15 protein-coding genes are annotated in these 14309 nt (G+C 57.0%); 3 read left to right on the top strand and 12 right to left on the bottom strand.

Going from position 1 to position 14309, the window contains the following annotated elements; translation table 11 throughout:
• Window positions 1-166: 166 nt before the first annotated feature.
• From AC5S16_RS04790 to AC5S16_RS04780, 3 genes are read right to left on the bottom strand one after another with little or no spacing between them, the layout of a single operon-like run.
• The gene (locus AC5S16_RS04790; RefSeq protein WP_493928890.1) at window positions 167-1210 is read right to left on the bottom strand and encodes a tetratricopeptide repeat protein; all 1044 of its coding nucleotides are present in this window, start codon (window positions 1208-1210) and stop codon (window positions 167-169) included.
• Complete coding sequence (locus tag AC5S16_RS04785) at window positions 1207-1593, bottom strand: DUF3037 domain-containing protein (protein WP_493928889.1); 387 nt, start codon at window positions 1591-1593, stop codon at window positions 1207-1209. Before AC5S16_RS04785 ends, AC5S16_RS04790 begins: the two co-directional genes overlap by 4 nt.
• Window positions 1571-2353, bottom strand: coding sequence for a HipA family kinase (locus AC5S16_RS04780; protein WP_493928888.1), 783 nt, complete (start codon window positions 2351-2353; stop codon window positions 1571-1573). The genes AC5S16_RS04785 and AC5S16_RS04780 overlap by 23 nt, the downstream gene beginning before the upstream one ends.
• 81 nt (window positions 2354-2434) lie before the next feature.
• Here AC5S16_RS04780 and AC5S16_RS04775 point away from each other — a divergent pair, with 81 nt between their 5' ends.
• A complete protein-coding gene (locus AC5S16_RS04775; RefSeq protein ID WP_493928887.1) occupies window positions 2435-3382 on the top strand; it encodes a bifunctional helix-turn-helix transcriptional regulator/GNAT family N-acetyltransferase in 948 nt (315 codons plus the stop codon).
• Window positions 3383-3455: 73 nt separating this feature from the next.
• Here the strand turns inward: AC5S16_RS04775 and AC5S16_RS04770 are convergent, their stop codons facing one another.
• The 7 genes from AC5S16_RS04770 to AC5S16_RS04740 form a co-directional block, all read right to left on the bottom strand.
• Window positions 3456-4421 (bottom strand): threonine ammonia-lyase, encoded by a 966-nt coding sequence (locus tag AC5S16_RS04770; RefSeq protein WP_493928886.1) that lies wholly within the window; start codon window positions 4419-4421, stop codon window positions 3456-3458.
• Window positions 4422-4449: 28 nt separating this feature from the next.
• Window positions 4450-4959, bottom strand: coding sequence for a hypothetical protein (locus AC5S16_RS04765; protein WP_493928885.1), 510 nt, complete (start codon window positions 4957-4959; stop codon window positions 4450-4452).
• An 11-nt stretch (window positions 4960-4970) separates the two neighbouring features.
• Window positions 4971-6632, bottom strand: a complete 1662-nt coding sequence (locus tag AC5S16_RS04760) for a ribonuclease J (protein ID WP_493928884.1) — start codon at window positions 6630-6632, stop codon at window positions 4971-4973.
• Between the two features lie 118 nt (window positions 6633-6750).
• Entirely contained in the window at window positions 6751-7596 is an 846-nt protein-coding gene (locus tag AC5S16_RS04755) for a 2,3,4,5-tetrahydropyridine-2,6-dicarboxylate N-succinyltransferase (protein WP_493928883.1), read from the bottom strand.
• Between the two features lie 29 nt (window positions 7597-7625).
• Entirely contained in the window at window positions 7626-8534 is a 909-nt protein-coding gene (dapA, locus tag AC5S16_RS04750; RefSeq protein ID WP_493928882.1) for a 4-hydroxy-tetrahydrodipicolinate synthase, read from the bottom strand.
• 45 nt (window positions 8535-8579) lie between these two features.
• Window positions 8580-9401 carry a glycosyltransferase family 2 protein gene (locus AC5S16_RS04745; RefSeq protein ID WP_493928881.1) on the bottom strand — a complete coding sequence of 274 codons (822 nt, stop codon included), beginning with the start codon at window positions 9399-9401 and terminating at the stop codon, window positions 8580-8582.
• Between the two features lie 101 nt (window positions 9402-9502).
• On the bottom strand, window positions 9503-11185 hold the full coding sequence (locus AC5S16_RS04740; RefSeq protein WP_493928880.1) for an FAD-dependent oxidoreductase: 1683 nt from the start codon (window positions 11183-11185) through the stop codon (window positions 9503-9505).
• 68 nt (window positions 11186-11253) lie between these two features.
• On the opposite strand from AC5S16_RS04740, the gene AC5S16_RS04735 reads away from it, so the two are divergent.
• The gene (locus tag AC5S16_RS04735) at window positions 11254-11952 is read left to right on the top strand and encodes an FkbM family methyltransferase (RefSeq protein ID WP_493928879.1); all 699 of its coding nucleotides are present in this window, start codon (window positions 11254-11256) and stop codon (window positions 11950-11952) included.
• A gap of 11 nt (window positions 11953-11963) precedes the next feature.
• Here AC5S16_RS04735 and AC5S16_RS04730 read toward each other — a convergent pair whose 3' ends face one another.
• Window positions 11964-12953, bottom strand: coding sequence for an aldo/keto reductase (locus AC5S16_RS04730; protein WP_493928878.1), 990 nt, complete (start codon window positions 12951-12953; stop codon window positions 11964-11966).
• 342 nt (window positions 12954-13295) lie between these two features.
• Between AC5S16_RS04730 and AC5S16_RS04725 the strand changes: the two genes are divergently transcribed.
• Window positions 13296-13637 carry an LbetaH domain-containing protein gene (locus AC5S16_RS04725; RefSeq protein WP_493928877.1) on the top strand — a complete coding sequence of 114 codons (342 nt, stop codon included), beginning with the start codon at window positions 13296-13298 and terminating at the stop codon, window positions 13635-13637.
• Here the strand turns inward: AC5S16_RS04725 and AC5S16_RS04720 are convergent.
• Window positions 13628-14308, bottom strand: a complete 681-nt coding sequence (locus tag AC5S16_RS04720) for a 4-hydroxy-tetrahydrodipicolinate reductase (protein ID WP_493928876.1) — start codon at window positions 14306-14308, stop codon at window positions 13628-13630. The genes AC5S16_RS04725 and AC5S16_RS04720 overlap by 10 nt on opposite strands.
• Between the last annotated feature and the right edge of the window lies 1 nt (window position 14309).

Genomic DNA, 14309 nt, shown 5'->3' with positions numbered 1-14309 from the left:
CTTTGTGAATTACTTGTCGCAGGATGGAGAACTGCATTCTTAGCAAAGCATACCTTCCTTAAGTTTTCCTCAAGGTCTGAATAAATTGCAGCAACATGCGAGGGCAAGAATGCGCCGAAGGCGTCCTTCGACTTCGCTCAGGACAGGCTAGCTGGACGCGCAGTCCCTAGTTGCTTGTGGATCCATAGATTGGGATCTTCTGCTCCATTTTATATACCAGACCGGCGGCGCGCGCTGCGTAATCGCTCTGCGCATACTTGCTGATGGCGCGCGAGGCCAGGTCTTTGGCACGTCCGCGCGCTTCAGTAGCTTTTTTATCGTCGTTGTCGGCCTGGAACATATCGCCGGCCGAGGCTTCGCGCCATGCGGCTTCATAGAGCGCTTCGGCGGCTTTCGGAGAGTCCGGATATTCGTCCGCATACTTCGCGAACATCTCCGCCTCTTTTTCCGGACACTTCTCCGATCCCTGCCAGTCGCCGCAAATCTTGTTGTCGAGCATGTCGTAAGCGGCCAGCGCTGCCCAGCGTGAGTGCGGGTAGAGCTTGATGATCTTCTTCATCTCGGTCTCGTCAATCTGCTGGCGGAGGTACGATTCTTTCTCATGCGCGGAAGGCAGCGAGAATGCATCGGCCTTCTGCAGCTGCCAGCGGATATCCGCGGCGCGCCACATCGCTTCCTGAATGCGTTGCGACTGAGGAAAGAGCTCGGCGGTCATGCGATAAAGTCCGCGCGCGCTCTGGGCCGCGCCCGGTGGAGGATGCGACTCGCTGGCCTGCAGCTCCAGGCTTGCCGCTTCGCCAAAAAGAATCGCGTCTCCGTTGGGAGTGCTACCGGTGACCACACCCTTGTCAATCAGCCATCCGGAGATCGGCGGCGTATTCGTTTCCTGCCCGAAGACAGGAACATCCTGGTCGTGCACAGTCGAAACGTCCGTGTTGGCAAAGACGCGCAGCCACTGCCCGCTGTGTTCGGCGATGATCATCTCGCGCCCGGGCGCAAGGGTTGCAACCTTCGAGGCCGACTCATCGGCTTGCACATAGAGGGGCTCCTGGTGCACAAGGACTGCTTTGACACCGTTTGATGGCGGCTTGTCTTTCTGTCCATACGCGGCGGCGCTGAACAGAAGAACGGCAAGGCAGGCAGGCACTCGATTCCACATCACGCTAGTCAGACGGTTTTGCATGGCAAACAGTTTTAGAGTAAATGTCACTGTGTCATTTGCTCCATCAACTCGTCCAGCACCTTTTCTGGAGAATCACCGCAAATTCCCGTGTGCACAGGCGACACCTGGATCACGGTGCTGCGCGGTGCTACCAGCCAGTGGAAACGTTCGCGAAGGCTCATCCGCGCAATGGGACCGGCAGAGGGATCGCCGGCAGAGATTTTCGGGAAGGCCTCAAGATGCCGACGCACCAGCTCTAGATCGACGTCAGGCCAGAGGGCCTTCAGCCGCGCCTCATCCAGATGGATGCGCGCCCCCAGAAATCCTTTCTCCAGGCAGAAGACGATCACGCCTGCATTGATGAACTCCTCGCGCTCCACGCGAGGAACCACCCGGATGATGGCGTAATCAAACGAACTGAGCGTGGGCACGGATGGCCTCCTCTACAAAGTTCGACGAGGCATGAAGCCTGCGGCTCAGGTAATCCACGTAAGCAGAACGCTTGGCCGCCGGGTCAGGAACACCGGGTTCAGGCCGCAGCCATGCATCGGGCACATCGTCCAGGATTCGCGTAAATACGTCACGATGGAGCTTCTTGTGGGCTTCTATCTCGGCTGCTTCCAGCTGCGTGGCCCACGGCAGCAGCACATGGTCGCGAATAGGAACGAAGGGCGACAGGGCGGCCTGGTGCAGATTCTGCCAGTTGTGGTGGAAATACAACGCGGCTCCATGATCGATGAAATAAAGCTCGTGGTGCCATTTGAGCAGATTGGCGTTCCGCGGAGTGCGGTCGACGTTAGTCACGAACGCGTCAAACCACACGGCCAGAGAAGCAATCTGTGCCGGGGCTGTGTCTCCCGCCGCCGGGTCGAACATCGTCGAGCCGGGCAGGAAATCAAGCGCCAGGTTCAGTCCGGTGCTGACCTTCAGAAGGTCACGGATTTCTTCGTCGGGTTCATTCCGTCCAAGCGCCGCATCTATCTCGATAAACACAAGTTCCGGGACATGCAAACCGAGGGCCCGTCCGATTTCTCCTGCCACAAGTTCAGCCAGCAGGGCCAGCGGCCCCTGTCCGGCTCCACGAAACTTCACAACGTAAAGGCCGAGGTCGTCCGCTTCCACAATTGCCGGCAGCGAACCGCCTTCGCGCAGGGGAGTCACATACCGGGTTGCTCGAACTGTGCGCAGCATTGGTTTCTTGATTGTATCGGGCAGCGGCTTAGTTGCATTTATTTGACTTGGTCAACTAAATTGATTGCCATGAGGTGATTTATGGCAACTGTTGTGGATATTCCTTCCTCCATCGACACCGAAATCGCAGCTTTCCGGCGCTTCAATCGTCTCTATACCCGCAAAATCGGCACGCTGAACGAAGGCCTGCTCGACAGCCAATATTCGCTCACCGAGGCCCGCGTGCTCTACGAGCTGGCGACGCGCGGCCAGACCACGGCGAAAGAAATTGCCGAAGAGTTGGGACTCGATGCCGGATATCTGAGCCGTATCCTGCGCAAGTTTGAAGAAGCAGGGCTGCTGGAAAAAGAGGCGTCCCCGGTGGACGCACGCCAGATGCATCTGAGCCCGACGCGGCGCGGCAAGGCAGCCTTTGCTGAGCTCAACCAGCGTTCGGACAAACAGGCTAGGGAACTGCTCGATCGCCTGATTCCGGCAAAACGTGCCGCGCTTGTCCAATCGATGGCTGTGATCGAAGATGCACTTGCCATGCGCGAGTCTTCAGCGCCCTGCATCCTGCGGCAGAACCGCCCGGGCGATATGGGTTGGGTTGTCAGCCGCAATGGCGCCATCTACGCGCGGGAATACGGCTGGAATGAGCAATACGAGGCGCTGGTGGCACGCATCGTCGCCGATTTCATCACGAATTACGACGCAAAACGCGAACGCTGCTGGATCGCTGAGCGCAATGGCGACCGCCTCGGCTGCATCTTCCTCGTCAAGCATCCCGAGCAGGAGGGAACAGCGAAGCTGCGCCTGCTGCTGGTCGAACCGAGCGCACGTGGCCTGGGTCTTGGCAAAGCGCTGGTGAATGAGTGCGTGAACTTCGCCCGCACCTGCGGCTACAAAAAGATGACGCTCTGGACACAGAGCATTCTCACCGCCGCCCACCATATCTATCAGCAAGTGGGGTTCAAGCTGGTCCATGAAGAACCGCACCACAGCTTCGGCGCAGACCTGATCGGGCAGACGTGGGAGCTAGAGCTATAGACAGGAAGTGTTACCTGGGTGCCCCATCCTGACGTAGTCAGGGTGGGAGGTTTGCAGGATGCCAGATGTACACTCATCCGGCGAACAGCACCCTCTTCAAAACCTCCGGCTCGACATTCCCGCCGCTCATCACCACCACGGCATTACGGAAAGGAAGCAGTGCCTCATGATGGAAGAGCATGGCCGCGGTAGTTACTGCTCCGCTTGGCTCAGGTGTGAGGCGGGCCTGGTAGAGCAGCACGCGCATCGCTTCGGCAATTTCTTCTTCCTTGACGGTGAGAATGTCGTCCACATAGGCGCGGACGTGCTCGAAGTTCAGCTCGCCCAGGCTCTGCGTGCGCAGCCCGTCTGCCATGGTGCGGGTGGTCATCTCCGCTGGCCAGCTGATGAGCTTTCCGGCGCGGAAGCTTTCCTGCGCATCGCCCGCCAGCTCCGGCTCAATGCCGAAGACGCGCACATCCGGCTTAACCAGCTTGATGGCCGTGGCCACGCCGCTCAGCAGTCCTCCGCCGCTTACCGGAGAAAGCACCAGGTCCACTTCGGGCAGGTCTTCGATGATCTCAAGCCCGCAGGTACCCTGTCCGGCGATGATGGCGTGGTCGTCATAGGGAGGAATCATCACATAGCCGAACTTTGCTTCGAGCTCCTCGGCCTTCTGTTTTCGCTCCGAGCTTGAGGGCCCGACAAAAACGATCTCCGCTCCCAGGGCCGCCGTTGCCTGCTTTTTGACCTCCGGAGCATTCGAGGGCATCACGATGACGGCCTTCGCTCCCAGAGCGCGAGCCGCATAAGCCACGCCCTGCGCATGGTTGCCGCTTGAATAAGTAATGACTCCGCGTTTGCGCTCATCATCGCTCAGCTGGGCGATCTTGTTGTACGCGCCGCGCAGCTTGAAGCTGCCGATGGGCTGCAGCCCTTCAGCCTTGATATAGACCTTGCCCGGCGAACCGGGAATTTGTAACTGCACCAGTGGCGTATGCACGGCCACGCCTTGAATGCGCTTTTGCGCTGCACGAAACTCTTCGAGTGAAACGAGCAAAGGATGGCTCCCTTGATTGTGAACGAGATTATGGCAGATATTTCTGCGGCACCGGCTCTTCCGGCGTCTCGGCCTGCCACAGGATTTCGACAACCTTCCATTCCGTCCCGTTGTAGTAAGCCTGAATGCTGTTGATGCCGCGCATCTCCGGCTTGCCGTCGGGAGTGGGGCGGATTTCGTACGTGCTCCACAGGTGGGCGATGTGCCCATACACATCGGCGGGAGACTTGATCTGCACTTCGTAGAATGCCTGGTGCCCGCTCGTTTTGACGCGGGTGATCCAGTCATCTACCGAGAGAACGTGCGGCGCAATCGTACCGTCTTTGCCTTTGCTGACGGGGATCAGGCGCGCGTCTGATTCCATGATCTGCCGCAGACAGGTGCGGTCCTTGTCCGCAGGCCCGCTTACAGCGTCGTCGAGAGCCTTAATCAGCTCATCGAGCGTCTTGGTGGAAGAGCAGGATGCAGTGGCCTGTGCCTGAAGGAGCGGCGCAGCAAACAGCAGGCAAATCGTGATTGCAAACAGCTTACTGCGCATGGTCGTTTCCCTCAGATTTCCAGGATGACCGGCATGATCAGTGGCCGGCGGCTGGTGTTTTTCTGGATGTAGCGCTTCAGGTCGATACGGATCTTTTCCTTGATTACGCCGTAGTCGGCCTTCTCTTCGGCGCTTGAATTTTCCAGCGTCTGCGTGACCACGCTGCGCGCTGCTTCCAGCAACTCGGGGTCGGCGCCGACGAAGCCGCGGCTTACGATCTCCGGCTGGCGCTCCACCTTGCCGCTGAGTTTGTTGATGGTCAGGATAGGCAGCACAATGCCGTCCTCGCTCAGGTGGCGGCGGTCGCGGATGACAAGGTCTTCTACCACATCGGCGGTCGAGCCGGAGTCAATACATACGCGGCCCGCGGTGACGGTGCCGTTCTTGCGTGCATCGTCCGGTGAGAGCTCGAGGATATCGCCGTTCTCGATCACCAGCGCCAGGTCGACAACGCCCATGTTCTGCGCCACCTCGGCGTGCTTCTTAAGATGGCGGTAGTCGCCGTGCACAGGAATGAAGAACTTGGGCCGCAGCAGGTTGATCATCAGCCGCTGCTCTTCCTGGCTGGCGTGTCCGCTGACGTGGATCAGTCCCGACGCGCCATCATCGAAGATCACGTTCGCATCGCGGCGGTAGAGGTGGTCGATGACGCGGAAGATGCTCTTCTCATTGCCAGGAATGACGCGCGAACTGAGAACGATCGTGTCTCCGGGCTGGATGCGCGCGTGCTTGTGGTTGTCGACTGCCGCGCGGCTGAGTGCACTCATAGGCTCGCCCTGCGTCCCGCTGATGAGGATCATCACCTCTTCCGGCGCGTAGTCGCCGATCTGTCCGGGATTGATGACGACTCCTGGTGGTACGTCGAGGTAACCGAGATCCTGTGCAATCTCCGCCGATTCGACCATCGAGCGGCCAACAATCGCGACCTTGCGGCCATGCCGGTGCGCGAGATCGACAGCAATGCCGATGCGATAGATGGACGACGAGAAGCAGCTGAAGAATAGTTTCTTCCTGGTGCGCGAAAACAGCTCGTCGAGGCGCGGCTTGACCGCCCACTCGCTCGGCGTATAGCCGGGACGGTCGACGTTGGTCGAGTCCTGCAGCAGGGCGAGCACGCCGCGCCTGCCGTATTCAGCGAATTTGTGCAGGTCGAAGGCCTTGCCGTCCGGCGGGGAGAGATCGATTTTGAAGTCGCCGGTATGGACAATGACGCCGACCGGCGTATCGATGGCGAGCGCGACGCAATCGACAAGACTATGCGTCACGCGAATCGGCTCGACCGTGAATGGCCCAAGTGAAAATTTGGCGCCGGGAGTGATCTCGACCAGCTCTGTCTCGTCGAGCAGCTTGTGTTCTTCGAGCTTGCCTTCGACGTAAGCCAGCGTGAATTCGGTGCCATAGACGGGAACGTTGAGCTCGGAAAGAATCCAGGGCAGCCCGCCGATGTGGTCCTCGTGCCCGTGCGTCAGGATGATGGCGCGCACGTGTTCGCGGTTCTCGACGAGGAAAGTAATGTCAGGTACGACAATGTCGACGCCGAGCAGCTCAGACTCGGGGAACATAAGCCCGGCATCGATGACGATGATGTCGTCTTTATAGCGGATAGCGAGGCAGTTCATGCCAAACTCGCCTAACCCGCCCAGCGGAATGATTTGCAGTTTTGCGTCAGCCATCTTGGGACTTGCCGTCCAGGCGCACGCGCTTTCAGCGCATGAGGTTTTTGTGGAACGGTTCTTATTTCTAGTAAATCACAGTATCGATAGGCAAAGAATCATGGGGGATTTGGCATCTTTACCGCAGCAAGTCTTCGAGAGCGAGACTCAGTTCGGTCTTCTCATCGCGGTATTTGACGATGACTGGAGTATAAACGCTCAGACCCCACTCCTGGCCCTTGCCTTTGGTGACGGCCCGCGCTCCAGGCACAACGACTGCACTTTCGGGAATGATGAGTGGAATATCGCCGTCGGCACGCAGGACGGTTCCACTCACCACGTCATACACCGGAGTGCCGCGCGTCAGCACGGTTCCCGCTGCAAGCACTGCTTTTTGGCGAACGATCGTGCCTTCATAAACGCCGCAGTTGCCGCCGACGAGCACATCGTCTTCAAGAATGACGGGGCTAGCGTTCACCGGCTCAAGTACGCCTCCAACCTGCGCCGCGGCGCTGAGATGCACGCGCTTGCCGATCTGCGCACAGCTGCCAACCAGTGCGTGCGAGTCGACCATTGTGCCTTCGTCAACGTATGCGCCGGTGTTGACGTACATCGGAGGCATGCAGACCACTGACTTTGCCAGATACGCGCCCGAGCGGACGGATGATCCTCCGGGAACGATGCGGATGCCTTGCTCTGGAGTGAATTTCCTCGCAGGGTAGGTATGCTTGTCCACAAACGAGAGCTCGCTGCCCGAGGCCGCCAGCTGTCCCAGCCGGAAGCCCAGCAGAATGCCTTGTTTTACCCATGCATTCACACGCCAGCCTGTCGGCGCAGCGGCATCGGGTTCAGCGGAACGGAGTGTGCCTGCTTCGAGTGCCTGGCGAAGCTCTTCAAATGCGGCCAGTGCTTCAGGATCGCCAATCGCGGACGGCCCGGCAGAGAAATACTGTTCAATTTTTGCCTGTAAATTGTTCTGGGTCACAAATCGAGTCTAACAAGCGTTGATGTTGCTTATGAGGCCCTCGCGGCGCTTCTCTGAAGCAGTCCCAGTTCGCCTGCCAGTTTTTCGAGCTTCGTACGAGTTGCTGAAGAAACCGGGACCATCGGCAGACGGTAGTGCTCCTCAATGCGGCCCATCATGGCCAGTACTGCTTTTACCGGAGCAGGGCTCGTTTCCAGGAAATTCGCCTGTATCAGCCGGTAGAATCTCCGGTTGATTTGCCGCGCTGCAGCCCAGTCACCGGCAAGTGCAGCGTGAATCAGCTGTGCCATTTCTGCGGGAATCTCGTTCGATGCCACCGAGACAAGGCCTGCACCGCCTACGCCGAGCACGCCAAGCGCCATGTTGTCATCGCCGGCATAGACGAGGAAATCGCGCGGCGCCTGGGTAATCAGGTCAGTGATCTGGGGGAGGTTGCCGCTTGATTCCTTCACACCAACGATATTCGGAGCATCTGCAATGAGCCGCAGCACCGTGGCCGGTTCGAGGTTTGCGCCTGTGCGCCCGGGAATGTTGTAGAGGACTACCGGCAGCTTCACCGCATCGGCGACCTCCTTGAAGTGCTGATACTGCCCTTCCTGTCCAGGCTTGTTGTAGTAAGGGTTCGCGCTGAGGATTGCAGTCACACCAGGGATTTGTGCGGCAGTCTGCGTGCGCCGCACGGCCTCGCGCGTCGCGTTGTGTGTGCAGCCGGCCCATACGGGGACACGTCCTGCCGCGGTCTCAGCCACAATGCGAATGACGCGCAGCCATTCCTCATCGTTCAGCGTTGGCGTTTCGGCAGTGGTGCCGCATGCCACCAGCCAATCGATGCCGCTTTCAATCTGCCAGTCGGTGAGCGCGCGGAGCGACGGTTCATCGATTGATCCGTCCGCGTGAAACGGGGTGACCAGCGCAGTGCCGCAACCTTTCAAGTCCATCACTGAATGAGTCTACAAGAACCGGAGCTGTGCAATGAAGAAGGATTACAGATTGTGCCGTTTCTCGTAGAGCTTTGCATCGATGAGAAAGCGGAACCAGAAGGTCTGCAGCACGAAAAAGATGAATCCTGTCGCGCCGTCAAGAAAACCCAGGCGCAGGAAATAGCGGTAAAGGAAGAGGAGAAACGGCCGCACAAAGAGAGGGGCATCGTTATACAGCCCGCGCAGGTAGCGCTTGCGCTGCACGGGATTGCCGGAGAGCCTGCCTTCAATTCTGCCAGCATTTGCGGCTTCGGTTTGTTCTTCCACTTCAAGATCGGACCAGCGGTTGTGCCGCACGGTCCACTCGCTCAGCGGCATACGAATGTCGTCGATCATATGATTTTTGAGCTGCGCCGTTTTGCCGGACTTGAGGTAGAAGTGTTGATCGTACTTGCGCGATTCGCAACGCCCGAGTCCAGTGCGGAAGAGACGCAGATGCCAGGTAGGAAACATGCCGCCATGGCGAATGGGCTTGCCGAGAAAGAGCATGAGTCGCGGGAAGTAAAATCCATCCATTTGCGGATTTTCGCAGAGAAAGAGGATTTCCTCCTGCAGCTCCGGAGACAAGCGCTCATCGGCATCAAGGTGCAGCTGCCACGCGTACTTCACGGGTAGGGAATCGATGGCCCAGTTCCTTTGCGCTCCGTAATTCTCAAAGGGATGTTCCACGACCTTAGCGCCGAAGTCTGATGCAATCTCTACTGTGCGGTCTTTGCTGTAGGAATCGACGATGTGAATGTCGTCCGAAAGCCGGGCCACAGATTGCAGCGTTTCGGCAATGGACAGCTCAGAATTGTAGGTCAGAATAACGACAGACGGCCTCAAGTTCACCTCGTAGCGAGAGCAGCAGATTCAAGAATAAACTTGCGTGCGGTTATGACTACAGGTTATGCGACAACCACACCGATCGCATAGCGAGGTGTAGTTCATGGTGCATTCATGTTTTTCGCTACAGCTTTTTCAGCATACTGGTCTGCAGCCTTTGCCAGATGGTGCACAAGCCGGAGACCAAGCGCGACGGCGGGGAATGTGGAATTGGCCTGGCCTGTCGTGGGGAAGACGCTGGAGGAGGCAATATAGAGGTTCTCCACTCCATGCACTTTCAGATCAGCGTCGACAACACTGCTTTTCGTGTCGCGTCCCATTCGTGTCGTGCCTGCCTGATGGTATCCATCGGCAGCCTGGGCGCGTACCCGGTCAGGCAACGTCTCGACAGGATATCTGTACTCAAGCCGTCCAATACCGCTTGCGCGTAGAGCGTCATCGAGTACCTGGTGCGATGCGATCACGCTGTTTACATCGTTGTCAGTAAATCTGAAGTCAATGATCGCTCGTGGCAGCCCAAACCTGTCTGTTTCATCGGACAGAACAATGCGGCTTTCCGGATCAGGTTCCTGTTCGGCATGATAATGAAGCGCATACTTGCCTGCCTTGTTACGCACCAGAAAGCCAGGCTTGCGCGGTTTGGACAGGAACCGCTCCCGTAGAATATTCGTAATATCTCTGGCCCCTGCGAGCGCTCCGAGAATGGTATTGCTGAAATGTGAAGCGTAATGGCGTGGTCTGGTTCCAATATGCGCCAGTCTGATTCCTTCAGAAACGAGGCGGTGCCCCAGCGGGGGGAAACTCAGTGCAAGGAAAACGGCTGACAGTACTCCGCTGCGGTGGGTGTGGTCGTAGAACGGAGGATTGTCCGGCCAGAAAGCCGTGTTCATCAGCCTGTGCTGCATCTGTGCTTCTGCTGTAAGAGTGAAGCGTCTGCGCGTGAAAGCTCTTGCGGCGTCTTTCTCAAAATCGAGGCTGGCGGCATATTCAGGCTTATCGAAAATAATGTTGGCGATTTTGCCGGATATATGCCCCATGTAATAGCGACCCAGAGGGCCGTCCATGCCGCCGAAATGATCTTTCCAGTTCCGTTGTACAGCAAGCAACAGACGCGTTGTTTCTACGCCTCCAGTAGCAAGAACGACATTTCGTGCTTTTACTGTCGTTCTGGTGCCATCGGGCTTAGCCACTACGAGACCTTCTACCGAATGCCCGCTTCTGTCGAATTCGAGATCGACAACGGTGCTGTTCAGGCAAAGCGTAATCCGTTCAGACCTGGCGATACGCTCGCGGTGTATCAGTGCTATTCGGGATTCTGTTGCCCACCGCTCCAGGCAGGCGATGGACAACGCTGTGTTCGCTGGAGGTAACTGGACAGGCTGGCTCTCAAACTTATCGTTGCCGCAAAGCAGGTACTCCGCAGCTTTTGCATACCAGGATTTGATCTCTGCGTGGTTGATTGGCCATGTGGAACAGGGAACGTAATCACGCTCCGCAAAGTCGATGTCATCGAATGGAACGCATCGTCCGCCCCATGTCCATGATGTTCCACCGAGAGTGCGGCACACAGCAATCTCCATAGGGGCGTGCGTTTGCGGATTGACAATGATGGCTCTGGAGTCCTCTGTGGACCTCGAACCAGCTTCAGCGCCGCCGGACTCGAGCACCAATACTTCGTGCCCGAGGCGGTCGAATTCAAGGGCCATGGACATGCCCACAGGGCCTGAACCGACGATGCAAATGTCACATAAGTGTTCCCTGCCAGACAGGTGATCGATGATCATAATTTGGAACTGGAGTGGAAATCACTTCGAGTTAAAGATAAATTATAGCTACACGATTGAGGGCCCTCATGAATCTTCTTCATGATCCACGCATGCGCGCTCTGCTCAGGCAATCGGGCATGAAGCAATTTGCATACAAAGTCCAATCTTCTATAAGGCCAGCGCACCGCTACGAAGAGAAATTTTCCGACACTTTGCTTGGCGCAATCCAGGCCGGGGATTGCGTATGGGATGTAGGAGCCAATGTCGGCTACTATACGAAGAAATTTGCTGACCGCGTAGGAGAGTCCGGCAAGGTGATTGCTTTCGAGCCTTTCGAAGGCGCATTCCGCCAGTTGTCTGCCGCAGTAAGTGATTTTCCCCAGGTTGAGTGCCTGAAAGTTGCACTCGGTGCGGAAGAGGATCAACTCAGGGTGAAACCAATTGCTCCTGGAAGCACAGGCAACAATCTAGCGAGCGTGAGTGAATCAAGCGACGCGGAATTGATTCGCGTCCAGACCGGAGAAAAGCTGATTCAGGAGGGGCATCAACCACCTTCCATTCTTAAGATCGATGTTGAAGGTTTTGAAGAGGATGTTCTCTGGGGCTTTCGCCATCAATTGCGTTCCGGAGTCTGCCGCAGCGTTTTTATCGAGGTGCATTACACATCGCTGGATAAACGCGGCTTCCTGAGGGCGCCTTCAAGAATCGTATCCATGCTTAAAGATATGGGTTTCACTACAAGCTGGATTGACCCATCTCATCTTGCGGGTGTGCGAGCTGCTTGACCGCCTGACCATCAGGCTGCGTTTTCAACTGCCGTCACCTGCTGATGCAGCCAATAAATCTCATCTGGTGTAAAGCGCGATTTCGTAACAGCGTTCACATTGTTGTTCAGATGAGAGGGCTTCATCATGGCGGGAACTACAACATGAATGCCTGGGCTGCTGAGAATGATATTCAGGATCACGTCAGCGAGCACCGTATCATCTACTGTCTCCAGCTTTGTGCGCAACTCGACCGGAGTTGAGGGAGAATCTGCAATTCTTTTTAGAATGGCGCGGCTCTGCTCAACCCTCATCACCCCGCCAAAAGGATGATTCGCGACTGCAGCAAATCCACCGTCCTTTGCCGCGGCGGCGATGGCAGCCGCAGAAAGATCAAAAACATTGCAGGGGAACTGCAGCGCTCGTAACCCTTCCGGCTGTTCTCGTAGAGCGAGACCGATGATTTCAGGTGCAGCAGAGATGCCGGCCACGCGCACTTTGCCTGAGGCAACGAGTTGTTCGAGTCTTGCCAGCAGTTCATCCTGATGAAGCGCGCTGGCAGGTGCATCGTGCATGAAGAGAAAATCGATGTAATCCGTCTTGAGCTTGCGCAGGCTTTCATGGATGCTTTGCTCAAGCACCTCTACTGTGAATTGATTCGGAGTGAACTGGTGCGCGACCTGTTTGCGCAACATGCCGCGCGATGAAGGCGCGAGGGAAAGAAGAGTGCGGGCAACCGGTTTGGCGGCGCGCTTCCATAACTGCTGGCGGGATGGCAGTATTCCGAACTTCGTGGAGATAATTGCCCGGTCGCGCCGCGTACGGAGAAATTCTCCCAGGAGTGCTTCAGATTCACCATAACCGTAGGACCGGGCCGTGTCATAGAACGTGATGCCGGCATCCCATGCGGCGGCAAGTGCCCGCAAAGAGTCTTTTCGCCCTGTACGTCCAAGAAGGGCAGAGCAGCCGAATCCGATGACAGATGATGTGAGGCCAGTCTCTCCAAGCGCGGTGGTACGCATCCAGTCCTTTCTCTTCAGGCTGCCATGGAACAAATACGATAATGTTGTATCATGCGTTCGGATTCGATCCAGCAAGAGCCTTCAGACAGGCCGGTGAATTCAAGCCTGTCCAATGGTTCGATGCCAGATCCGTTAAAGCAGCCTGCGTTCCCATTGCGAAATCGCGCCATGCGGTTGTGGTGGAATGTCTGCTATGCGCTGCTCTTCCGAACTTCGCCGCGCCCGTGTTTTGCGTGGCGCGCCATGTTGCTCAAGTTATTTGGCGCTCAATTAGGGCCCACATGCAAGTTTTACCCTAAATCGAAGATATGGGCTCCGTGGAATCTAATATGCGAGGATCTGGTGGCAGTGGCTGATGATGCCGAGCTTTATAACCCCTCGCCGCTTTACATGGGCTCGCACTGTATTGTTTCGCAGGGAGCTTATATCTGCGGTGCTACGCATGAGTACAACGATCCGTCGTTTCGCCTGGTGCACTTTCCTATGCGGCTTGGCGCGTATTCGTGGATCTGTGCGCGAGCGTGTGTGAATCCGGGTGTGGATGTAGGGGCTGGCGCAATTCTTGCGCTGGGAGCCATTGCTACCCGCGATCTTGAGCCTTTTGGCATCTATGCCGGAGTGCCTGCCCGCAAAGTAAAAGAGAGATTGAGAAGCGCAGTGCCTGACCATCAGGCTCAGAGCTGATTGGCAATCTCGCTGAAGTCCCACACGCCTGTTTTGCCGGCAATCCATTCCGCAGCGCGGACAGCGCCTTCGGCAAAGGCGCGGCGCGAGAAGGACTCATGCTTCAATTCAATCACTTCATTCTTGGATCGGGCTTCGATCAGGTGAACACCAGAGACATCACCTTCGCGTTTGGAGACGATCTCTATATCGAGCGAAGGGTTTGCTGCCTGCAGCACCTGCTTGATCGAAAGCGCGGTGCCTGATGGAGCGTCCTTTTTTTCGACATGATGGGTTTCGGTGATCTTGAAATGGTAGTGAGGGACTGCCAGGGCGAACTCGCGCGCCAGTTTCAGGACGGCCTGTACGCCGACAGAAAAATTTGTTCCGTAGAGAAAGCCGGCATTTTTGCGTGCCGCGAGAGAGCGCATGTCATCAAGATACTGATACCAGCCGGTTGTGCCCACAACCATGCGAGCACCGTTTGCGAGGCAGGCGCGCATGTTGGAAACGGCAGCTTCCGGAGTGGTGAAGTCGATGACCGCATCGAAGCCGGCGAGAAAAGGCGCCGTGAGAGCCATGGCATTGCGGTTTTCTTCTTCGCCTACGACGCGCACACTGTGACCGTGTTCTGCTGCCACGTTGGCCACGACCCGGCCGGTTTTTCCGCGGCCCAGTACCAGAAAAAGCATG

The sequence above is a fragment of the Acidobacterium sp. FHG110202_01 genome, assembly GCF_059115305.1.
This window is presented reverse-complemented; position numbering and strand designations above follow the sequence as displayed.

What these genes read in the sequence shown, in the direction of transcription:
- AC5S16_RS04780 (WP_493928888.1), bottom strand. Translation starts at nt 2,353, where the DNA reads ATGCTGCGCACAGTTCGAGCAACCCGGTATGTGACTCCCCTGCGCGAA.
- AC5S16_RS04740 (WP_493928880.1), bottom strand. Translation starts at nt 11,185, where the DNA reads ATGATCATCGATCACCTGTCTGGCAGGGAACACTTATGTGACATTTGC.
- dapA (WP_493928882.1), bottom strand. Translation starts at nt 8,534, where the DNA reads ATGGACTTGAAAGGTTGCGGCACTGCGCTGGTCACCCCGTTTCACGCG.
- AC5S16_RS04760 (WP_493928884.1), bottom strand. Translation starts at nt 6,632, where the DNA reads ATGGCTGACGCAAAACTGCAAATCATTCCGCTGGGCGGGTTAGGCGAG.
- AC5S16_RS04730 (WP_493928878.1), bottom strand. Translation starts at nt 12,953, where the DNA reads ATGCGTACCACCGCGCTTGGAGAGACTGGCCTCACATCATCTGTCATC.
- AC5S16_RS04775 (WP_493928887.1), top strand. Translation starts at nt 2,435, where the DNA reads ATGGCAACTGTTGTGGATATTCCTTCCTCCATCGACACCGAAATCGCA.
- AC5S16_RS04735 (WP_493928879.1), top strand. Translation starts at nt 11,254, where the DNA reads ATGAATCTTCTTCATGATCCACGCATGCGCGCTCTGCTCAGGCAATCG.
- AC5S16_RS04720 (WP_493928876.1), bottom strand. Translation starts at nt 14,308, where the DNA reads ATGCTTTTTCTGGTACTGGGCCGCGGAAAAACCGGCCGGGTCGTGGCC.
- AC5S16_RS04765 (WP_493928885.1), bottom strand. Translation starts at nt 4,959, where the DNA reads ATGCGCAGTAAGCTGTTTGCAATCACGATTTGCCTGCTGTTTGCTGCG.